Source organism: Pseudomonas sp. PS01303 (genome assembly GCF_029959385.1).
Classification (GTDB): Bacteria; Pseudomonadota; Gammaproteobacteria; order Pseudomonadales; family Pseudomonadaceae; genus Aquipseudomonas; species Aquipseudomonas rustica.
In genome coordinates this window covers 1-20,883 of sequence record NZ_JASCPK010000008.1, presented here as the reverse complement: position 1 = coordinate 20,883, position 20,883 = coordinate 1, and the positions used below count along the sequence as shown (strand labels likewise).

At 61.4% G+C, this 20,883-nt stretch carries 21 protein-coding genes; 12 read left to right on the top strand and 9 right to left on the bottom strand.

Annotated elements, in window-relative coordinates; genetic code table 11:
- Positions 1-60: 60 nt before the first annotated feature.
- Positions 61-4,347 (bottom strand): DEAD/DEAH box helicase, encoded by a 4,287-nt coding sequence (locus QMX93_RS05145; RefSeq protein WP_282353289.1) that lies wholly within the window; start codon positions 4,345-4,347, stop codon positions 61-63.
- A 279-nt stretch (positions 4,348-4,626) separates the two neighbouring features.
- On the opposite strand from QMX93_RS05145, the gene QMX93_RS05140 reads away from it, so the two are divergent.
- Complete coding sequence (locus QMX93_RS05140; protein WP_201231465.1) at positions 4,627-5,511, top strand: sugar nucleotide-binding protein; 885 nt, start codon at positions 4,627-4,629, stop codon at positions 5,509-5,511.
- Entirely contained in the window at positions 5,504-6,436 is a 933-nt protein-coding gene (locus QMX93_RS05135; RefSeq protein WP_212551339.1) for an NAD-dependent epimerase/dehydratase family protein, read from the top strand. The genes QMX93_RS05140 and QMX93_RS05135 overlap by 8 nt, the downstream gene beginning before the upstream one ends.
- A 460-nt stretch (positions 6,437-6,896) precedes the next feature.
- Here QMX93_RS05135 and QMX93_RS05130 read toward each other — a convergent pair whose 3' ends face one another.
- The 5 genes from QMX93_RS05130 to QMX93_RS05110 all read right to left on the bottom strand — a co-directional run bounded on the left by QMX93_RS05130 (position 6,897) and on the right by QMX93_RS05110 (position 11,050).
- Positions 6,897-7,595: an OmpW family outer membrane protein gene (locus QMX93_RS05130; protein WP_053124272.1), complete on the bottom strand. Its 699-nt coding sequence runs from the start codon at positions 7,593-7,595 to the stop codon at positions 6,897-6,899.
- A gap of 220 nt (positions 7,596-7,815) precedes the next feature.
- Positions 7,816-8,334, bottom strand: a complete 519-nt coding sequence (locus QMX93_RS05125) for a DUF3299 domain-containing protein (RefSeq protein WP_282353275.1) — start codon at positions 8,332-8,334, stop codon at positions 7,816-7,818.
- Between the two features lie 11 nt (positions 8,335-8,345).
- Positions 8,346-9,611 (bottom strand): ABC transporter permease, encoded by a 1,266-nt coding sequence (locus tag QMX93_RS05120; RefSeq protein WP_053124270.1) that lies wholly within the window; start codon positions 9,609-9,611, stop codon positions 8,346-8,348.
- 1 nt (position 9,612) lies between these two features.
- Complete coding sequence (locus tag QMX93_RS05115; RefSeq protein ID WP_053124268.1) at positions 9,613-10,323, bottom strand: ABC transporter ATP-binding protein; 711 nt, start codon at positions 10,321-10,323, stop codon at positions 9,613-9,615.
- Positions 10,324-10,456: 133 nt separating this feature from the next.
- The gene (locus tag QMX93_RS05110; protein ID WP_282353272.1) at positions 10,457-11,050 is read right to left on the bottom strand and encodes a DUF2796 domain-containing protein; all 594 of its coding nucleotides are present in this window, start codon (positions 11,048-11,050) and stop codon (positions 10,457-10,459) included.
- Positions 11,051-11,184: 134 nt separating this feature from the next.
- Here QMX93_RS05110 and QMX93_RS05105 point away from each other — a divergent pair, with 134 nt between their 5' ends.
- Positions 11,185-11,544, top strand: a complete 360-nt coding sequence (locus QMX93_RS05105; RefSeq protein ID WP_282353270.1) for a hypothetical protein — start codon at positions 11,185-11,187, stop codon at positions 11,542-11,544.
- An 80-nt stretch (positions 11,545-11,624) separates the two neighbouring features.
- Here the strand turns inward: QMX93_RS05105 and trxA are convergent, their stop codons facing one another.
- From trxA to QMX93_RS05090, 3 genes are all read right to left on the bottom strand, one after another.
- Complete coding sequence (gene trxA / locus QMX93_RS05100) at positions 11,625-12,497, bottom strand: thioredoxin (protein ID WP_053124262.1); 873 nt, start codon at positions 12,495-12,497, stop codon at positions 11,625-11,627.
- A 133-nt stretch (positions 12,498-12,630) separates the two neighbouring features.
- Positions 12,631-13,287: a 50S ribosomal protein L11 methyltransferase gene (locus QMX93_RS05095; RefSeq protein WP_282353267.1), complete on the bottom strand. Its 657-nt coding sequence runs from the start codon at positions 13,285-13,287 to the stop codon at positions 12,631-12,633.
- On the bottom strand, positions 13,284-13,748 hold the full coding sequence (locus QMX93_RS05090) for a YbaY family lipoprotein (RefSeq protein WP_053124259.1): 465 nt from the start codon (positions 13,746-13,748) through the stop codon (positions 13,284-13,286). Before QMX93_RS05090 ends, QMX93_RS05095 begins: the two co-directional genes overlap by 4 nt.
- A gap of 128 nt (positions 13,749-13,876) precedes the next feature.
- On the opposite strand from QMX93_RS05090, the gene nrdR reads away from it, so the two are divergent.
- The 9 genes from nrdR to QMX93_RS05045 all read left to right on the top strand — a co-directional run bounded on the left by nrdR (position 13,877) and on the right by QMX93_RS05045 (position 20,773).
- Positions 13,877-14,341 carry a transcriptional regulator NrdR gene (gene nrdR, locus QMX93_RS05085; protein WP_007910946.1) on the top strand — a complete coding sequence of 155 codons (465 nt, stop codon included), beginning with the start codon at positions 13,877-13,879 and terminating at the stop codon, positions 14,339-14,341.
- Complete coding sequence (gene ribD, locus QMX93_RS05080; protein ID WP_282353261.1) at positions 14,338-15,471, top strand: bifunctional diaminohydroxyphosphoribosylaminopyrimidine deaminase/5-amino-6-(5-phosphoribosylamino)uracil reductase RibD; 1,134 nt, start codon at positions 14,338-14,340, stop codon at positions 15,469-15,471. The genes nrdR and ribD overlap by 4 nt, the downstream gene beginning before the upstream one ends.
- A 47-nt stretch (positions 15,472-15,518) precedes the next feature.
- The gene (locus QMX93_RS05075) at positions 15,519-16,181 is read left to right on the top strand and encodes a riboflavin synthase (RefSeq protein WP_150694725.1); all 663 of its coding nucleotides are present in this window, start codon (positions 15,519-15,521) and stop codon (positions 16,179-16,181) included.
- 32 nt (positions 16,182-16,213) lie between these two features.
- The gene (gene ribBA / locus QMX93_RS05070; protein WP_008081846.1) at positions 16,214-17,305 is read left to right on the top strand and encodes a bifunctional 3,4-dihydroxy-2-butanone-4-phosphate synthase/GTP cyclohydrolase II; all 1,092 of its coding nucleotides are present in this window, start codon (positions 16,214-16,216) and stop codon (positions 17,303-17,305) included.
- Between the two features lie 237 nt (positions 17,306-17,542).
- The gene (ribE, locus tag QMX93_RS05065; RefSeq protein WP_003228649.1) at positions 17,543-18,019 is read left to right on the top strand and encodes a 6,7-dimethyl-8-ribityllumazine synthase; all 477 of its coding nucleotides are present in this window, start codon (positions 17,543-17,545) and stop codon (positions 18,017-18,019) included.
- A complete protein-coding gene (gene nusB, locus QMX93_RS05060) occupies positions 18,016-18,516 on the top strand; it encodes a transcription antitermination factor NusB (RefSeq protein ID WP_282353252.1) in 501 nt (166 codons plus the stop codon). Before ribE ends, nusB begins: the two co-directional genes overlap by 4 nt.
- An 18-nt stretch (positions 18,517-18,534) precedes the next feature.
- On the top strand, positions 18,535-19,500 hold the full coding sequence (gene thiL / locus QMX93_RS05055) for a thiamine-phosphate kinase (protein WP_212546253.1): 966 nt from the start codon (positions 18,535-18,537) through the stop codon (positions 19,498-19,500).
- Positions 19,497-20,000 (top strand): phosphatidylglycerophosphatase A, encoded by a 504-nt coding sequence (locus QMX93_RS05050; RefSeq protein WP_007910933.1) that lies wholly within the window; start codon positions 19,497-19,499, stop codon positions 19,998-20,000. The genes thiL and QMX93_RS05050 overlap by 4 nt, the downstream gene beginning before the upstream one ends.
- Positions 20,001-20,035: 35 nt before the next feature.
- Positions 20,036-20,773 carry a transporter substrate-binding domain-containing protein gene (locus tag QMX93_RS05045; RefSeq protein ID WP_282353244.1) on the top strand — a complete coding sequence of 246 codons (738 nt, stop codon included), beginning with the start codon at positions 20,036-20,038 and terminating at the stop codon, positions 20,771-20,773.
- Positions 20,774-20,883 lie beyond the last annotated feature (110 nt).

Below are 20,883 nucleotides of genomic sequence, written 5' to 3'. Positions count from 1 at the left end.
GGGAACGCATTCCAAAATGTAGGAGTGAGCCTGCTCGCGATGAGGTCAGAACAGTCACCCTCAATGCCGAATCAGCTTGCCGCGCACCTGCTCCATGGCAATCTGATCCAGCTCCAGCCAGAACTGCTGCTTGCCGGCAATCTCCGCCGCCGCCGGCAACCCATCGCGATACACCAACCGATTGCTCACCAACGCTGGCACTTTCACCCCCGGCAGCAACGTCCCGGCCAGGTTCAACGGATCAACCCCACACACCGCCACCAGACTGCCGTCATGCGGCCGCCGCCGTACCTCGCGCAACAGTGGAATGGCTTCGGGCAAGGCAAACTGTTCCCCCGCCAAACCACTGACAAACCGCCCGCCACGAATTTCGCCGCGCGCTTCCAGCCGATGAAACGTGCGCAGCAATTCCCGCCAACTCGGCAGCCAATCCGCCTCACGCTCCAGCAAGCGCCAGAACACCACGCCGTAGCGGCGCAGCAAGGTCATGGCGACATGCTCCAGGGTTTCGCTGTTATCCACAGCCGCCCCGCGCCGCAGCAAAGCCCAGCGCCCGGCATCATCCATGCCGCCAACAAACGCCCCGCGTCCACGCCGACTGCTGCGCTGCTGGCGCTTGCTTGCCGGGGTAATCAGCGCACGCAGGCCGGCGAAGCTGTCGGCGTTCACCAGCCCGGCGCCGACCAGTTCCTGCAAGGCGATTTCCAGTTCGGTGCGCAGCAAATGCGCTTCATGAATCAACTCATCGAAAAACAGCGCACCGTGCTGACTCAGGGCTTCAAACACTTTCTGGGTTTTCGGCGAGAGTTCGCTCACGGGCGTCTGTTCGGCCAGCGCGCTCCATAAGCCAACCTGATTGCGCGGCAGCAAAACGATTGGCGTACTGCGTAAAGCCGTGCCGCTGATTTTTTGCCGGGCACTGAGGCGCGTCCACACCAGTTTGCCGTTGCGGCACAGGTCATCCAGCCAGCTCGGCGAATAGTCTTTCAGGCGCGCCGGGAGAATATCGCTGTCCCACGCCGAGGCCGCCGCGGCGTAGCCTTCGAACTGGCCGATAATCGCCGGCAATACCGCGCTGCCTTGGCCACGAGTCGCGGGGGAAAGGTGCTGCCAGTCGAACAGAAAGCGCATGAAATCCTGCAACGCCACCGGTTCGATTTCCCGGCGCAGACGCTTGACCGTGTAGCGATGAATACGCGCGAGCAGGTGGCGTTCGCACCATTCTTCGATGTTCAGTTTCGGCGTGAATTGACCGCGCAGGACATAACCTTCGCGCTCCAGTTGGGCGAGCGCTTGGTTGACTTGAGTGGTTGGCAGTGCGAGCGGTTCAGCTATGGCGGGTAACGGCAGTGGGCCGAACGCACCGAGGCGCGCGCGGATTACTTCGACCAGCGCCTCATCGAATGCCCAGACCTCATCGAATCCCGGCAACGCCTCCAACTCAGGCTGCAATTTGGCCTGTGGATAAAGCGCTTGCAGGCAGGTCAGGCGTTCGCGAGCCAGCCACAAGGCATGCTGCTGATCGATCTGCAAACGACAGGCGCGACCGCTTTTGGCCAAGCTTTCCACCCATCCACGCCAGCCTTCGTTCGCTCGCACTTCAGCCTCGCTGATGCATGCCAGACTCATCAGCGCCTCATGCATTTCATCCACAGCGTTCGGCGTCGGCCACGCCTCTTCGCGCACAGCCGTAATCGCGTCGGCATCCAGCGCACCGAGATCATCAGTCGATTGCGGATCGCTCCAGCGGCGGTTGATCACCGCTTGGGTACGACGTTCTTCCAGCGGTGCATCGTCGAGGAAGGCGTACGGCCGCGCACTGAGAATTTCCGCCGCGAGCGGTGAGGGCACCGGCAAATCGCGGCTGATCAAACGCACCTCGCCACGTTCCATGCGCCGCAGCAGATTGAGCCAGCCTTCGCTGTCCATGGCCTCGTGCAGGCAGTCGTCGAGGGTTTGCTCGATCAATGGATGCTCGGGAATTTCCCGCTCGCCGGCGAGGTTTTCCAGGCAGGCGATCTGATCGGGAAACACGCTGGCAATCAGGTCTTCGCTTTTCATTCGCTGCAACTGCGGCGCGACTTTGCGCCCGCCGGTAAAACGCGGCAGCGCCAGCGCGACGCCGGCATTCCAGCGCCAGCGCACACCGAACAGCGGCGCATCGAGCACCGCTTGAATAAGGATGTGCTCGGCGCTGTTGCTGTGCAGGTAGCGCCAGATTTCATCCAGTTCAAAACTGTGGCTGGTGGACAGCGATAGGACGATGGCGTCCTCGCTGGCCGCCGCCTGCAATTCGAAATTGAACGTACGGCAGAAACGCTTGCGCAGGGCCAAACCCCAGGCGCGGTTGATGCGGCTGCCGAACGGTGAATGGATGATCAGTTGCGTGCCGCCGGACTCATCGAAAAATCGCTCCATCAGCAAGGTATCTTGCGAGGGCAGGGCGCCGAGGGTTTGCCGAGCGCGGGCGAGGTATTCGACCAGTTGTTCGGCGCTGGCGCGGTTGAGGCCGAGGGTCTGCGTCAGCCAGTCGAGGGCTGGTTGCAGGTCTCCGGGGCTGGCGCCAAGCAACGCGTCGAGTTGCGCTTGCAGGCGCGCCACGGCGAACGACAGTTCATCGCTGCGCCCCGGTGCTTCGCCGAGCCAGAACGGTATGGTCGGTGGCTGGCCGTGGGCATCCTCGACTCGAACCTTGCCGGTTTCCACACGGAGGATGCGGTAGGAGGTATTGCCGAGCTGGAACACATCGCCGGCAATGCTTTCCACGGCGAAGTCTTCGTTGACGCTGCCAATGTTCAAGCCTTGCGGCTCAAGCATCACGCTGTAATCGGCGTTGTCGGGGATGGTGCCGCCGCTGGTCACGGCAGCGAGTTTCGCCCCCCGGCGGCCACGCAAGGTGCGGCTGACGGCGTCGCGGTGCAGGTAGGCGCTGCGAATGCCCTGACGACCGTTGTAACCTTCGGCGAGCATGCTCAGCAGGGCCTGATAGTGTTTTTCGTCGAGGTCGCGATAGGGCGAAGCCTGGCGGAACATCGCCAGCAAGGCATCTTCTGACCATTCCTGACAGCTGACTTCGGCGATGATTTGCTGGGCGAGTACATCCAGCGGCGCGACGGGGATATGCAGCGTATCGAGTTCGCCTCGGCGCACGCAGTCGAGCAGGGCGGCGCATTCAATCAAGTCATCGCGGGTAGTGGCGAACAAGCGGCCCTTGGGCGTGCCGCCGACCTGGTGCCCAGAGCGACCGACCCTTTGCAGAAACCCGGCGATGGAGCGCGGTGAAGCGATCTGACAGACCAGATCGACTTCGCCGATATCGATGCCCAGTTCCAGCGAGGCGGTGGCGATCAACACCTGCAACTCGCCACGCTTGAGGCGTTGTTCAGCGTCGAGACGAAACTCCTTGGCCAGGCTGCCGTGATGCGCCGCCACTGCATGTTTGCCGAGGCGCTCGCTGAGGTGCCGGCTCAGACGTTCGGCCAGACGCCGGGTGTTGACGAAAATGAGCGTGGTGCGGTGTTCGCGGGCCAGTTCGGCGAGGCGGTCGTAGACCAATTCCCAGACATCATTGGCCATTACGGCTGAAAGCGGCACGGGCGGCACCTCGATGCCGAGATCCCGCGGGCGGGCGTGACCGATGTCGATGATTTCGCAGGGCCGGTCATGGCCGACGAGGAACTGCGCTACGGCTTCGACCGGTTTTTGCGTGGCGGAGAGTCCGATGCGGGTCAGCGGTTCGGCGCACAAGGCTTGCAGGCGCTCAAGGCTCAGGGACAAGTGGCTGCCGCGTTTGCCGGCGGCCATCGCATGGATTTCGTCGATGATCACCGTGCGCGTGGTGCCGAGCATTTTTCGCCCGGATTCAGAGCCGAGCAGGACGTAGAGCGATTCCGGCGTGGTCACCAGAATGTGCGGCGCGGTTTTGCGCATGGCGGCGCGGTCTTTTTGCGGGGTGTCGCCGGTGCGCACGGCGGTGGTGATGTGGACTTCCGGCAGGTTCATCTGCCGCAGCTGTTCGGTGATCCCGGCCAGGGGATTTTGCAGGTTGATGCGGATGTCGTTCGACAGGGCTTTGAGCGGCGAGACGTAAACCACCAGGGTTTCGTCGGGCAGGCCGTCGGGGTTTTCCAGTCCACGGTGGACGAGGTCGTCGAGTACGGCAAGGAACGCGGTGAGGGTTTTGCCCGAGCCGGTGGGCGCGGCAATCAGCGTCGAGCGGCGCTGGCGGATCAACGGCCATGCGCGGGCCTGGGCGGCGGTGACCGTCGGGAAGGTCTTGCGGAACCAGGCGCTGACGGCGGGGTGAAAGCCTGCCAGAGCGCTGTCGGCGGGGAGGAGCAGATTCATGGGATAAGTTATGCGGTCGCAGGGGGGAAGATGCAAGTACCGTTCGGGCCTCATCGCGAGCAGGCTCACTCCTACATATTGGAATGCGTTCCCCTGTAGGAGTGAGCCTGCTCGCGATGGCGCCAGTCGAGGCACTACAAATATCCGGGATGTACACTTTACGGATGACGGTTGCGCACTAAACCCGCAAAATGCAACGATTCCGGCAATTATCGGCGACGCTTCCACAAGATCCGTCGCTCAAGCCATCGTTCCAATCAGACTGGGCCTGCTGACTCTATGCGAATGCGCCTTATGTTACTGGGCGGCGGAAATGCCCTTGGGCAGGCGCTGATTCGCCTCGGTGCGGAGGAAGACATCGGTTTCCTCGCCCCCCGCCCGCCCGAAAACGGCTGGGATGCCGCGAGCCTGACCCAATTGCTCGACGACACCCGTCCCGATGCGTTGATCAACCTCGCCTACTATTTCGACTGGTTCCAGGCCGAAACGGTCAGCGAAAGCCGTATGGCCGGGCAGGAACGCGCGATCGAGCGTCTGGCCGAATTGTGCCAGCACCACAACATCGTCCTCGTGCAGCCCTCCAGTTATCGGGTGTTCGACGGCTCGCGCGCCACCGCTTACAGCGAAAAAGATGAACCAGTGCCGCTGGGCCTGCGCGGTCAGGCGCTGTGGCGTATCGAACAGAGCGTTCGCGCGACTTGCCCGCAGCATGTGTTGCTGCGTTTCGGCTGGCTGCTCGATGACAGCGCCGACGGCACCCTCGGGCGTTTCCTCGCCCGCGCCGAGCAACCGGAAGAATTGCTGCTGGCCGATGATCGCCGTGGCAATCCGACCCCGGTCGACGACGCTGCGCGGGTGATCATCTCGGTGCTCAAGCAACTCGATTGCGCGGCGCCGCTGTGGGGCACTTATCATTACGCCGGCCACGAGGCGACCACGCCGCTGGCGCTGGGTCAGGCGATTCTGACCGAAGCGCGCAGCCTGCACGCCCTGGCCATCGAAGCGCCGACCGCTCAGGCTCACGCCGCGCGCCCGGACGCTGCCGAAGAACCGCAACACGCGGTGCTGGCCTGCAAGAAAATTCTGCACACTTTCGGGATCAAGCCGCGCGCCTGGCGTGCCGCGCTCCCGGCTTTACTGGATAGGTTTTATCGTCATGGCTGAAGGCCCTGTTTTAATCACCGGCGGCGCCGGTTTCATCGGCTCACACCTGACTGACGCGTTGCTCGCCAAGGGCCATTCGGTGCGGATTCTCGATGACCTGTCGACCGGTAAACGCGCCAACCTGCCGCTGGACAATCCCAAGGTTGAACTGGTTGTTGGCGATGTTGCCGATGCGGCGCTGGTCGCTCAGGCGATGCAGGGTTGCAGCGCCGTGGCGCACCTGGCGGCTGTGGCCTCGGTGCAGGCTTCGGTGGATGATCCGGTGAAGACGCATCAGAGCAATTTCATCGGCACGCTGAATGTCTGCGAAGCCATGCGTCAGGCCGGGGTCAAGCGTGTGCTGTTCGCCTCCAGCGCGGCGGTGTATGGCAACAATGGTGAGGGTGAGTCGATTGATGAAGACACGCCGAAAGCACCGCTGACACCGTATGCCTCGGACAAATTGGCCGGTGAGCATTACTTCGATTTCTATCGCCGCCAGCACGGTCTGGAACCGGCGATTTTCCGCTTCTTCAACATTTTCGGCCCACGCCAGGATCCGTCCTCGCCGTACTCCGGGGTGATCAGCATCTTCAGCGAACGCGCGCAGAAAGGGTTGCCGATCACCGTGTTTGGTGATGGCGAGCAGACGCGGGATTTCCTCTATGTCGAGGATCTGGTCGACGTGCTGGTGCAGGCGATTGAAAAGCCTGAAGTGGAAGCCGGCGCGGTGAATGTTGGCTGGAATCAGTCGATGAACCTCAAGCAAATGCTCGCGGCGTTGCAGACGGTGGTGGGGGAATTGCCGCCGATCAGCTACGGGCCGGCGCGGTCGGGGGATATTCGGCATTCGCGGGCGAATAATCAGCGCTTGCTGGCGCGGTTTAAGCTGCCGGAGCAGACGCCAATGAGCGTGGGGTTGGCGCGGTTGTTGGGGCGTTCCTGAGAAGAGCCCCTCACCCTAGCCCTCTCCCGGAGGGAGAGGGGACTGATTGCGGTGGATGTTCGATTTACGCCGACGTGAAATACCGAGTCGAACTCAGGTTTTGAACAGCACACAAATCTGCTCTCTCTTCCTTCTTCCTGAAGGACTGATCGCGGTAGATGGTCGATTTACGCCGACGTGAAATACCGGGTCGAGCTCAGGTTTTGAAAAGCATGAAGATCGGCTCCCTTTCCCCCTCTCCCTGAGGGAGAGGGCTGGGGTGAGGGGGTTGGATTTCAGCCACCCAACAATTCCATCAGACATGAAAAAGGCGCCCTTCAACAGGCGCCTTTTTCACGGCCGGAATGTACCGCTATCCCTTGTGGCGAGGGGATTTATCCCCCGATCAACTAACTGGCAGTCGCCTTCAGATTCAAGTCTGCCCACCACCAAGCCTCATCCACCACCACGCGAATGTTCTTTAGAACTTGTAACCCAACCCCACCATGTACACAAACGGATCGACATCCACATTCACCCGTGCCCGAGTGCCCGGCGCCACTGCGTTGTTCTCCACTGTCGCGCGAGTATCGATGTCGATATAACGCACTTGGGCGTTGATCATCACCTTGTCAGTCAGCATGTAATCGGCACCGACCTGCCACGCCAGCCCCCACGAGTTTTTCGCCTTGAAGTTGCTGAAGCCTGCAGTCTGCGCTTCGCTGCCGACGTGTTCGTCATAGATCCAGGTGTAGTTGATGCCGCCGCCCACATACGGTTGGAAGGCCGACTTCGAATCCAGCGGGTAGTAGACGACGCTGAGGGTCGGCGGCAGGTGTTTCAGGGTGCCGAGTTTGCCGTTGGCTGCTGGCAGGGCCGTGTTTTTGAGCTTCACGTCATGTTCGAACGGCGAGGCCGCCAGCAACTCGATACCGATGTTGTTGGTGATCATGTAAGCGAAGTTGAGACCCAATTGGGTGTCGCTGCTCATGGTCGCCTTGCCGCCCAGATTGGCGCCGCTCAGCGGACCCTGATCGACCTTGACGCTGGAGCTGTCGGCCTTCGGGTTGACGGTGATTGCACCGGCGCGAACGATGATGTCACCGGCATCGTGGGCGTGGGCGAGCGGGGCTGCGAGCGCGAGGGCAAACAACGAAGCGCTGAGCAAGGACTTGTTCATGGGGGCTCCAGAGGACGTTAAAAATTTCTGATGCCCTATGGTACGAAGCCAATTGATACGGTCTTTTGACGCAGCTCAATGAAACAGTGAAGTCGCCGGTTTTTATGGAACCTCTGAAGGCCTCTTCGCGGGCAAGCCTTGCTCCTACAGAGGGTGAATACCGTAGGAGCAAAGCTTGCTCGCGAAGGCGTCTATATATTCAACACAAAACTACCGGGGTTTACTCCGGCAGCTCATATACATAAATCTTGTCCGCCTCCATCTGATACCCGGCATCCGCCAGCTCGCTGCTCGACGCCTTGACCTGCAACGGCCCCTCGATCCAGTAAGGCTGATACAGCTCATCCAGCTTCACGCCCAACTCGCTTTTCACATGCACGATCTGGTTCGACGGCGGTGGCGGCACGTGGATGCAGGCGCCGAAATACGGCACCAGCAGGAAGTCCGTGGTGCGCCCCTCTTCATTGACCTCGAGCGGCACGATGTAGCCCGGCAAACGAATGTTCTGACCGTCGAGCGACTGCACCACCGGCGCATTCGGCAGATCCTGCTTCGCCGCTGGCGCCGACTCCGCCGACAGCGCATCGCTCATTTTCGACATGTCGTGCAGCGGGGTCATGTTCGGCACTTCCGGCGCGGCGTCCGGCGGGATCATTTCCGACCATGTCAGGTCTTTCGGCGCTGCGGCCCACACGGGCAGGGCAACCAGCAACAGCAGCGCAAGTACGGCGCGGGGCATGGTGAACATCCTCATAAACGGATCGACAGGCCATCGGCCAACGATTGGCGATAAGCGCGCCAGGCCGGCACGCTGCCCATCAGCAGCGCGGCCGCCAGAATGCCACCGAGCAGCGTCCATTCATACTCGCTCGGCCACGCCAGCGGTAGAAACAAACCGTAGTTGGCCTGCACATAACCCTGCGCAGCGGCGATGCCGATGTACAGCAACGCAACGCCGGCGATCACCCCGGTCAGCGCCAAAGCGAATGCTTCCAGCACCAACAGACTCGCGATGTGCCACGGCCGCGCACCGACCGAACGCAGAATCGCCATCTCCCGGCGACGCTCGTTGAGGCTGGTGAGAATCGCCGTGAGCATGCCGATCAAACCGGTCAGCACGACGAACAGCGAAACCACGAACAGCGCTTTTTCAGCGGTGCTCATCAGGCTCCACAACTCCTGCAACGCCACGCCCGGCAGTATCGCCAGCATCGGCTCGCCACGGAATTCGTTGATCTCGCGTTGCAGCGCAAAAGTGGAAATTTTGCTGTTGAGACCGAGCATGAACGCGGTGATCGCTTGCGGCGTCAAATCCATGTTGCGCGCCTGATCCGCCGTGATCCGGCCATTGCCACGCGCCGGCACGCCGTTGTGCCAGTCGATGTGAATCGCCTCCATGCCACCGAGGCTGATGTGCAACGTGCGATCGACCGGGGTGCCGGTGCGCTTGAGAATGCCGACCACGGTGAACGGTTTGTCGTCGTGTTTGACCAGACTGATCGCCGCCACACCGTGGGCCAGCACCAGTTGGTCGCCGAGTTTGTAATGCAACGCGTCGGCGACTTCAGCACCGAGCACCACTTCAAACGGATCGGTGGCAAACGCACGACCGTCGGCCAACTCCAGATGCTGCTTGCGACCGTACTGGTAGTGCTCGAAATACGCTTCAGTGGTGCCCATCACGCGATAGCCGCGATGGGAATCGCCGAGGGACATCGGGATCGCCCACTTCACTTTCGGGTTGTTGGCGAAGTGTTCGAAGCTGTCCCAGCGAATGTTGTTGGTGGCGTTGCCGATGCGGAACACCGAGTACAGCAATAGATTCACCGAACCGGAGCGCGCGCCGACAATCAGGTCGGTGCCGCTGATGGTGCTGGCGAAACTGGCTTTGGCTTCGGTGCGCACCCGTTCAACGGCGAGCAGCAGACAGACCGACAGGGCGATGGCGAAAGCCGTGAGCAAAGCGGTGAAGCGGCGGTTGGCCAGGCTGGCCATGGCCAGACGAAACAAATACATCTCAGACCTCGGCAGACGTGGCGGCACGATTGAGTTCGGCCAGGGACAGATGACGGTCGAACAACGGCGCCAGGCTCTGATCGTGGCTGACGAACAGCAGACTCGATCCGGCTTCGCGGCACTCGGCGAACAACAGGCGAATGAAGTTTTCCCGGGCGTCGTAATCCAGCGCCGAGGTTGGCTCGTCAGCGATTACCAGCTCAGGCTGGCCGATCAATGCGCGTGCGGCGGCCACGCGTTGTTGCTGACCGATCGACAGCGAATCGGCGCGGCGGCTGAGAATGCTTTCATCCTTCAGACCCAAGTGGGCGAGTAAGGTAGCGGCGGCTTGATCGACGCTGCCGTGACGCTGTTTCGCCCGTTGCGCACGCAGTTTGGAGAAGTGGCATGGCAGCTCAACGTTCTCGCGCACCGAGAGAAACGGCAGCAAGTTGAACTGCTGAAAAATGTAGCCTGTGTGATCGACGCGGAAGGTGTCGCGGGCGCCGGCGGAGAGTTCGGTCAGTTCCTGGCCGAGCAAACGAATGCTGCCGCGATCCGGTTTCTGCACACCGCCGAGCAGGCCGAGCAGGGTGGTTTTGCCGCTGCCGCTCGGGCCTTTGAGAAACAGAGTTTCGCCCGGTTCCAGACGAAACGCCGGGATGTCCAGCAACGGCGGGTGACCGGGCCAACTGAAGCCCAGGTCAGACAGTTCGATGAGTGCTTGGGTCATGGCACCAATTTCATGAGTTTTCATAGCCCTGTAGGAGCTGCCGAAGGCTGCGATCTTTTGATCCTGATCTTCTTAAAGCAAGATCAAAAGATCGCAGCCTTCGGCAGTTCCTACAGGGGGATTTTCGGTGTGATCAGAATTTCAGGGAGGCAGCCTTGGCCGTCACTTCAGCACCTTGCTGGCCGCTCGCGCTGATCAGTTGTACCTGAATTTTCTGGGTCGCCGGGAAGGTATTGAAGATGTTCGCCAGATCCAGTGTCTTCAACGCGCCGGGCGTTGCGCACTTGATCTGGTAGTGCGCGTGGATTTCGCTGTGGTCGTGGTGATGTTCGTGACCGTCCTTGTCCGCTTCATCTTCGTCATGATCGTCGGCATCCGGTTTGTCGCCAAACAACGGGCTCTCGAGTTCTTGGCCGACGACCTTGCAACCGGCAGCGGCGGGCAGACTGAACAGCGCCAATGGTTTTTCCAGCTGCGCACGGGCGGCGGCGACTTTGGCTTTATCGGCATCCGTGGTCGCGAGGTGTTCGAAACCCACGAGGTTCATCGCCGGGCTTTCCAGCTCCAGCTCCAGCATCTGACCGTCGAGCGCGGCGTTCAGGCGACCGACACCGTGCTCATGTGCGCCGAGGCTGCCGTGTTCATGATCGTGGTCGTGCTCATCGGCAGCATGGGCGACGGACAGCGGCAACAGGGCAAACGGCAAAGCGAGCAGCAGACGGCGCATGGCGAACTCCGGGAGTAAAGTGAAGAGTTTGTTATGTAATCTTATAACGAAAGTCCGCAGAGTTTGCCCGTGCGCTTGGCGTTGCACAAGTCCCGTGGGAGCATGCAGGTCAGAAAAGTGCAGGAGCGAACTCAATGTTGCGGATACGCGGAACCGTCGGTGACCTGCCGGTGGATTTGACGGTGGAACTGGATGACAGCGACTGGGCACGGCTCGGCTCGGCCCTGAATGGGCAAGCGCAGACGGCGCAGCCTGAAGTGGCCACGTCGGCGCCAGCGGCGAAAACGCTGAATCAGGATGATGCGTTGTGGCAGGTGGCGCGGGATCTGTTGCGCAAGGCCGGGCAACTCAGCGGGCCGGATCTGCTCGATCAGCTTGAAGGGCTGACCGGTAGCGCGGTGGCGGGCAAGCGCTTGCTGGTGCGTCTGCGTCACAGTTCGGACGTGAAAGTGGTGAGTGGCGGGGATACGCCGCTTTACAGCTGGATCGAATAAATAATTGTAGGAGCATGGCTTGCCAGCGAAGGCGTTTTTGAAATCGCTTTCGCTGGCAAGCCATGCTCCTACAAGGGCGCTTAATAAAGCGCAGCAAACATCTTGCGGCGGTAAACGCTGACCAGCGGATGATCGTTGCCCAGCAACTCAAACACCTGCAGCAACGTCTTGTGCGGCAAGCCCTCGGCATAATTGCGATTGCGGATAAACAGCTTGAGCATCGCCTCCAGCGCGGCTTCGTACTGTTGACGCGCCAGTTGCTGGATCGCCAGTTGATACACCGCCTCATCGTCCTGCGGATCTTTCGCCAAACGGGCTTTCAAGTCAGCCGCATCCGGCAGATCACGCGCCAGACCAAGGAATTTGATTTGTGCCTTGGCCCCGGCCAGCGCGGCTTTGTGCTCGTCGCTTTTGACCGCATCCAGCACGGTCTGCGCTTCGCCCAGCTCACCGCGTTCAGTCAGGCAGCGCGCATAGAGAATCAGCGCTTTGGCGTTGGTGTTGTCTTCATTGAGCATCACCACCAGCGCCGCTTCGGCATCGGCATAACGGCCGTCATCGAACAACGCTTGAGCCTGTTCGAATGGATCGGCTTCGGCCGGCGGCGGCATCTGCACATGCGGCTCAAGCAGGGCACGCACGGCGGATTCCGGTTGCGCACCGGCAAAACCGTCGACCGGTTGACCGTCCTTGAACAGCACCACGGTCGGCAGGCTGCGAATGCCGAAACGGGCGACGATGTCCTGCTCGATGTCGCAGTTGACCTTGGCCAGCAGCAACTCGCCCTGATAGCTCTCGGCAATGGTTTGCAGCATCGGCATCAGCGCCTTGCACGGCGCACACCATTCGGCCCAGAAATCCACCAGCACCGGTTTGCTGAAAGAAGCCTCGATCACCGACTGGTCGAAATCGGCCGTCGTGGCGTCGAAGATGTACGGCGTTTGCTCACTCATGGGGGATCTCGTCAAAGCGTTAATGAACGCACTATAAGCGGTGGCGCAAAAGATCGCAGCCTTCGGCAGCTCCTACACGCGGATACGCATTGCACCTGTAGGAGCTGCCGAAGGCTGCGATCTTTTAACGATCTCAATCACGCCGCGCGTGGTACAGGCTGACATGCCGAAATTCCTCAGGCTCCGCGAGATCCGGCAACGTCATCGCCTCAAGCATTTCAATGCGCTGATACAACGGATGGCGAAAATCCCGCACCCGCGAATCCGCCACCAACGCCTCACGGCCACGGCTCAAAAACGCATCCAGCAGCGGCAGGTTCGCCCGGTCATACAACACGTCCGCCACCAGAATCAGATCAAAGCGGTCGGCCTCGGCAAAGAAATCCGTCGAATAACCCATCTCGACATCATTCAACGCGGCGTTCGCCCGGCAGGCGGAAATCGCCAGTGGATCGAGATCGCACGCCACCACCTCCAGTGCCCCGGCCTTCACCGCCGCAATCCCGGCAATCCCGGAACCAGCGCCGAAATCCAGCACGCGTTTACCGCGCACCCACTCGGGAAACTCCGCCAGATAACGCGCCACCGCCAGACCGCTGGCCCAGCAGAATCCCCAGTAGGGCGGCTCATGCAGAATTCGCTGGATTTCTTCCTGGCTGAATTGGCGATCCATGTTGTCGCCATCGATCAGCCATAGCTGTAAATCAGTGTCGGACAACGCGCAGACCTTGAGTCTGGCGTCGCCGAGCAATTCACCTAACGCTAGTTGCAGGTCGAGCGGTGCCGTCATGGTGCTTTGACAAATTGCAGTTGGCCCAACGCCTGAGTGGTCGGCTGGCTGATGGTTTGCGAAGGCAAATGCAGGATCAACTGGCCGGACTGGCTGGCGCGGCCACGCAGCTCAACCCGCGCACCGGCCGGGAACGCGTCCGGGTTGAAGCGCAGGCGGAACGGCAGGATCTGGTTGTTGCCGATCAGGCTGGAACTGGCGAGCAATTGTTGCGGGCGATCCTTCTCGTCGATCACCAGCAACGCCAGTTCGACTTCGGCGCCGGCCGGCACGCCTTGCAGGGTGCCACTCAGTTCACGCTGATAGGCCGGCAGCGGGCCGAGCTCGGCAGCCTCTTTGGCTTTTTTCTGCGCCTGTTGTGGCGCCGGCCCCGGAGTCGGCGGCTGCGGCTTTGGAGCATCGCTGCCACAGGCCACCAGCAGGCTGAAAAGACTGAGCAAAACGAGCGGACGTAACGGCATTGGAGGCTCCGGCAAAATGAAATCCATGGATCAAACGATCATGCCGTTCTGTATACCGCAAACCCTATGGCTTGTCTTGCCACCGGGATGCGCTACCATGGCCCTCCCTTTTTTTGTTGCCAGCCACCATGCACTGTCCCTTCTGCGGTGCCAACGACACCAAGGTCATCGACTCGCGTCTGGTCGCCGAGGGCGAACAGGTGCGCCGCCGGCGTGAATGCCTGGCCTGCGGCGAGCGTTTCACGACGTTCGAGACGGCCGAACTGGTGTTGCCGCGCCTGATCAAAACTGACGGCAGCCGCCAACCGTTCGACGAAGAAAAACTCCGCGCCGGCATGCAACGCGCCCTGGAGAAACGTCCGGTGAGCGTCGAGCGCCTCGAATCCTCTCTGGTTCACATCAAGCACAAACTGCGCGCCACCGGCGAGCGCGAGGTCAAATCCCTCGTGGTCGGCGAACTGGTCATGGCCGAATTGCAGAAGCTTGATGAAGTCGCCTACATCCGCTTCGCTTCGGTGTACAAGCGCTTCCAGGATCTCAATGAATTCCGCGAAGAAATCGACCGCCTCGCCCGCGAACCGGTGAAAGAATGACCACCGTCGCCGAGCAGGCCATCCTCGACGCCCACTTTATGGCGCGTGCGCTGGAACTGGCGCGTAAAGGTCACTACACCACCCACCCCAATCCTCGGGTCGGCTGTGTGGTGGTGCGCGACGGGCAGATTGTCGGCGAAGGCTGGCACGAACGCGCCGGCGAACCGCATGCCGAAGTCCACGCCCTGCGCGCCGCCGGTGAACTGGCCCGTGGCGCCACTGCTTATGTGACCTTGGAACCGTGCAGCCACCATGGCCGTACGCCGCCGTGTGCCGATGCGCTGGTGAATGCCGGGGTTGCTCGGGTTGTTGCGGCAATGCGTGACCCGAATCCGCAAGTTGCCGGACGTGGTTTGCAGCGTCTGGCCGATGCCGGCATCGCCGCCGCAAGCGGTGTGCTCGAAGCCGAGGCGCGCAAGCTCAACCAGGGTTTCCTGAAACGCATGGAACACGGCTTGCCGTTCGTGCGGGTCAAGTTGGCCATGAGCCTCGACGGTCGCACGGCGATGGAAAACGGCGAGAGCCAATGGATCACCGGCCCGGCCGCGCGTTCGGCGGTGCAGCGTTTGCGCGCTCAGGCCGCCGTGGTGCTGACCGGCGCCGACACCGTGCTGGCCGATGGCGCGCGTTTGACCGTGCGCGCCGACGAGTTGGGGCTGGATGGTGAGCAAACCGCGTTGGCCATGAGCCGTCCGCCGTTGCGCGTGCTGATCGACGGGCGCCTGCGCGTGCCACTCGATGCACCGTTCTTCAAGGCCGGCCCGGCGTTGGTCGCCACTTGCATGGCGGTCGAAGAGCAATACGCCAATGGCCCGGAATGCCTGATCGTGCCGGGTGATGACGGTCAGGTCGATCTGCATCAATTGCTGATCGAACTGGCCAATCGCGGCGTCAACGAAGTGCTGGTCGAGGCTGGCCCACGTTTGGCCGGCGCCTTCGCTCAGCTCGGCCTGGTGGATGAATTCGTGATCTTCATCGCCGGCAAGTTTCTTGGCTCCACGGCGCGTCCATTGCTCGACTGGCCGCTGGCCCATATGAAGGATGCCCCGGAGCTGAAAATCAGTGAAATTCGTGCGGTGGGCGATGACTGGCGAGTCACTGCCATCCCTGCGCCATCGGCGAGCGTATAATTCCCGGCCATCGCGTTAGCGCTGGCTTAGTTCTCAAGGAGAACCCCATGTTTACCGGCATCATCGAATCCATCGGCAGTATCCGCGCACTGACCCCAAAGGGCGGTGATGTGCGGGTACACGTCGCAACCGGCAAGCTCGACCTGAGCGACGTCAAACTCGGCGACAGCATCGCGGTCAACGGCGTGTGCCTGACTGCGGTCGAGCTGCCGGGCGACGGCTTTGCCGCCGACGTCAGCCGTGAAACCCTCGACTGCACCGCCATGAATGACCTGAAAAGCGGCAGCCCGGTCAATCTGGAAAAAGCCCTGACCCCGACCACCCGTCTCGGCGGGCATCTGGTCAGCGGCCACGTCGACGGTGTCGGCGAAATCGTCTCGCGCTCCGACAATGCCCGCGCCGTGGAATTTCGCATCCGCGCGCCGAAAGAACTGGCCAAGTACATCGCCCACAAAGGCTCGATCACTGTCGATGGCACCAGCCTCACCGTGAACGAAGTCGATGGCGCCGAGTTCATGCTGACGATCATTCCGCACACCCTGAGCGAAACCATCATGGCGTCGTACAAGCCGGGTCGCCGGGTGAACCTGGAAGTCGATTTGCTGGCGCGTTATCTGGAGCGTCTGCTGCTCGGTGACAAGGCGGCAGAGCCGAGCGCTGGTGGCATTACTGAAAGCTTTCTGGCCGCCAACGGCTATCTCAAATCCTGAAGCTCTAAATTTCGAAAGAAGGGGGGTGCCTTGTGGCGCTCAATAGCATCGAAGAACTGGTTGAAGACATCCGCCAAGGCAAGATGGTCATCCTCATGGATGACGAAGACCGCGAGAATGAAGGCGACCTGATCATGGCCGCCGAATGCTGCCAGGCCGAGCACATCAACTTCATGGCCAAGCACGCCCGTGGCCTGATCTGCATGCCGATGAGCCGCGAGCGCTGCGAACTGTTGAAGCTGCCGCTGATGGCACCGCGCAACGGTTCCGGTTTCGGCACCAAGTTCACCGTTTCGATCGAAGCGGCCGAAGGCGTCACCACCGGCATCTCCGCTGCTGACCGTGCGCGCACCGTGCAAGCGGCGGCGGCCAAAGATGCCAAGGCTGAAGACATCGTCAGCCCGGGCCACATCTTCCCGCTGATGGCTCAGGCTGGCGGCACCCTCGCTCGCGCTGGCCACACCGAAGCCGCCTGCGACCTCGCGCGCATGGCCGGTTTCGAGCCGAGCGGGGTGATCTGCGAAGTGATGAACGACGACGGCACCATGTCCCGTCGCGCTGAACTTGAAGCTTTTGCTGCCGAACACAACATCAAGATCGGCACCATCGCCGACCTGATTCACTACCGGATGATCCACGAACGTACCGTTCAGCGGATTGCCGAGCAGCCACTCGACAGCGAACTGGGCCAATTCAACCTGGTGACCTATCGTGATTCGGTGGAAGGCGACGTGCACATGGCACTGACCTTGGGCACTGTTTGCGCCGAAGAGCCAACGCTGGTTCGCGTGCACAACATGGACCCGCTGCGCGACCTGCTGATGGTCAAGCAACCGGGCCGCTGGAGCCTGCGCGCCGCGATGGCTGCGGTTGCCGAGGCTGGCAGCGGTGTTGTTCTGTTGCTCGGTCACCCGCTCGATGGCGACGTGTTGCTGGCGCATATCCGTGAAACCGGTGATCAGCCAGCGCCGAAAAAACCGACCACCTACAGCATTGTCGGTGCCGGTTCGCAGATCCTGCGTGACCTTGGTGTACGCAAAATGCGCCTGATGTCTGCGCCAATGAAATTTAATGCGATATCCGGTTTCGATCTGGAAGTTGTAGAATACGTGCCCTCCGAATAATGACCGGTCGTTTCCGGCATTGTTGACATGGATTCTTGTGGTGAGGGGATTCATCCCCGACGGGCTGCACAGCGGCCCCTGTTTTTGGGACTGCTGCGCAGCCCAACGGGGATAAATCCCCTCGCCACAAGGGTGCTATCCAGTCAGCAATGCGGTTTTTTCCGGCCATGTGTTCGTGGCTAATATCACTGAGGGATGCGTACGAGACGCGTCCCGGCTCTTTAAGAGATCTGACGAATGACCCTGAAGACCATCGAAGGTACCTTCATCGCCCCAAAAGGCCGCTACGCTTTGGTAGTAGGCCGTTTCAACAGCTTTGTTGTTGAGAGCCTGGTCAGCGGTGCAGTTGATGCCCTGGTTCGCCACGGCGTGAGCGAAAGCGACATCACCATCATCCGCGCGCCTGGCGCCTTCGAAATCCCGCTGGTTGCGCAGAAAGTCGCTCAGAAAGGCGAGTTCGCAGCCATCATCGCCCTCGGCGCGGTCATTCGTGGCGGTACTCCGCACTTCGAATACGTGGCTGGCGAATGCACCAAGGGTCTGGCCCAGGTGTCCATGGAGTTCGGCGTGCCGGTCGCGTTCGGCGTCCTGACCGTTGATTCCATCGAGCAAGCCATCGAACGTTCCGGCACCAAGGCCGGTAACAAAGGTGCCGAAGCTGCCCTGTCCGCTCTGGAAATGGTCAGCCTGCTGGCACAGTTGGAGGCCAAGTGATTAGCGACGAAAGCGATCGTTTCAACCCGCGCGAGCCGCGTCCAACCGACGCCGGCAAGCCTTCGAAAAGTGAAAAGCGCCGCGCTGCCCGTCAGTTGGCGACGCAAGCGTTGTACCAGCGCCACATGGCCGGTGCTTCGCTGAACGAAATCGAAGCGCAGTTTCGCGTCGATAACGATTTCACCTTCGCCGACCAGAGCTACTTCCACGACATCCTGCACGGTGTTCCGGCCAATCTTACCGAGATCGACACCGCGCTGGCGCCGTGCCTGGATCTGACCATCGAAGAGCTCGACCCGGTTGAACTGTGCGTACTGCGCCTGTCGACCTGGGAACTGCTCAAGCGCGTCGACGTGCCGTACCGCGTTGTGATCAACGAAGGCATCGAACTGGCGAAAGTCTACGGTTCCACCGACGGTCACAAGTTCGTCAACGGTGTGCTCGACAAGCTGGCCCCGCGCCTGCGTGAAGCTGAAGTGAAGGCGTTCAAGCGCTGAAACGCGCTTGATACTTCAATGGGCGAGTTTGAGCTGATCCGCAATTTCTTCGCCGCCGCGCCTTGTGCGCAGGGCGGCGAAGGCGTTGCTCTCGGGATTGGCGATGACTGCGCCTTGCTCGCTGTTCCCTCCGGGGAACAGTTGGCAATTTCCACCGATACGCTGGTGGCCGGTGTGCATTTCGCCGACCCCTGCGATCCGTTTCTGCTCGGTCAGCGCTCGCTGGCCGTTGCGGTCAGCGATCTGGCCGCCATGGGCGCCACGCCCGTTGCCTTTACCCTTGCCCTGACTGTACCGACGGTGACCGCCGATTGGCTGCAAGCCTATGCCCGCGGTTTGAACCGCATGGCGCAGAGTTGCGGCGTTGCATTGGTTGGTGGCGATACCACGCGCGGGCCGTTGAGCCTGACGGTGACTGTGTTTGGTCGCGTGCCTGCCGGTCAGGCGTTGACCCGCAGCGGCGCGCAACCGGGCGACTTGCTCTGTGTCGGCGGCGAGCTGGGCAATGCTGCCGGTGCGCTGCCGCTGGTGCTCGGTCAGCGTGATGCCGAACCTCATATCGCCCAACCGCTGCTCGATCATTACTGGTCGCCACAACCGCAACTCGCCCTCGGTCAGGCCCTGCGCGGCAAAGCCACGTCGGCGCTGGATATCTCCGATGGCCTGCTCGCCGACTGCGGCCACATCGCGTTGGCATCGCAGGTGCGACTTGAGATTGAACGCGAGCGCGTACCGTTGTCGGATGCTTTAGTGGCGTTTCTCGGTCAACGGGGTGCCGAGCGCGCGGCGTTGAGCGGTGGCGATGATTACGTGCTGGCGTTCACCCTGCCGTCCGTCGAGTTGTCGGCGCTGCTGGCCAATGGCTGGCCGATCCATGTGATCGGCCGCGTGGCCGAAGGGCAGGGCGTGGTGCTACTGGATCGCGAAGGGCACGACATCACCCCGCAAACCCGGGGCTATCAACATTTTCAGGAGACACCGTGACAGATCACCCGAAACAGGTTCCGGCCGAATTCGTTCCGCCGTCGGTCTGGCGCAATCCCTGGCATTTCCTCGCGTTCGGCTTCGGTTCCGGCACGCTGCCGAAAGCGCCGGGCACGTGGGGCTCGTTAGTTGCGCTACCCTTTATCCCGTTGTGGCAGATGCTGCCCGACTGGGGTTACTGGCTGATGCTCGGGATCACCATGCTGTTCGGCTTCTGGCTGTGCGGCAAAGTCGCCGACGATCTGCGAGTACACGACCACGAAGGCATCGTCTGGGACGAAATGGTCGGGATGTGGATCACTCTGTGGCTGGTGCCGGAAGGCTGGTACTGGTTGCTCGCGGGTTTTCTGGTGTTCCGCTTCTTCGACATTCTCAAGCCGTGGCCGATTCGCTGGATCGACCGGCATGTTCACGGCGGCGTCGGCATCATGCTCGACGACGTGCTGGCCGGCGTGTTCGCCTGGCTGGCCATGCAGGGACTGGTGTGGATTTTCGCCTGATCCGCGCCGTACAGGGTTAAGTGAGGACACTAGGGATGGCTCGACGCTGGCTGGCGCTGCTGATGTTGACCTTGTTGAGCACTTTCGCCAGTGCTCAGGAAGCTGTGCATGCGCCGGCGGTGATTCATCTGGCCAGCGAAGACTGGGAAGACTACACCGCCGCCGACGGCCACGGACTCGCCTGGGATGTGCTGCGCAAGGTCTTTGAGCCGATCGGCGTCAAAGTCGAGATCCGCAGCGTGCCATACACCCGCTCGATCGGTTTGGTGCAGTTGAAGGAAGTCGACGCGCTGGTCGGTTCCTATCGTGATGAAGCCGGGCAAGTGCTGTATCCGCACTGGAATTTCGATTCCGATCACATCTACGCGCTGGGTCTGGCGAGCAATCCGCCGCCGACCCTGGCGACACTCGGCAAATACCGACTGGCCTGGGTGCGCGGTTATCGCTACGAAAACTACCTGCCGAACGTCAAACGCTACAACCAGATCGAGCGCCGCACCGGCATCCTGCCGATGCTCAAACAGGGGCGGGCGGATTACTACATCGATGCGCTGACCGAGATCGAAGCGGTGATGCGCAGTGCGCCGGATCCGGCGCAGTATCGCTATTCACACCTGGTCGAGTTGCCGCTGTACCTCGGCTTCGCCGACACCCCGCAGGCTCGGGCCTTGATGGCGCTGTATGACCAGCGCATGGAGCAACTGGTGAAGAGCGGCGAGTTGAAGCCGATCTTCGAACACTGGAAGCAGCCGTATCCCTTCAACCCGAACTGAACACCGATCCGGATGCTTATACAAAACCCCTGTGGGAGCGGGCTTGCTCGCGAAAGCGTTGGCTCAGCCAGCCAATCTGTCGACTGACACACCGCATTCGCGAGCAAGCC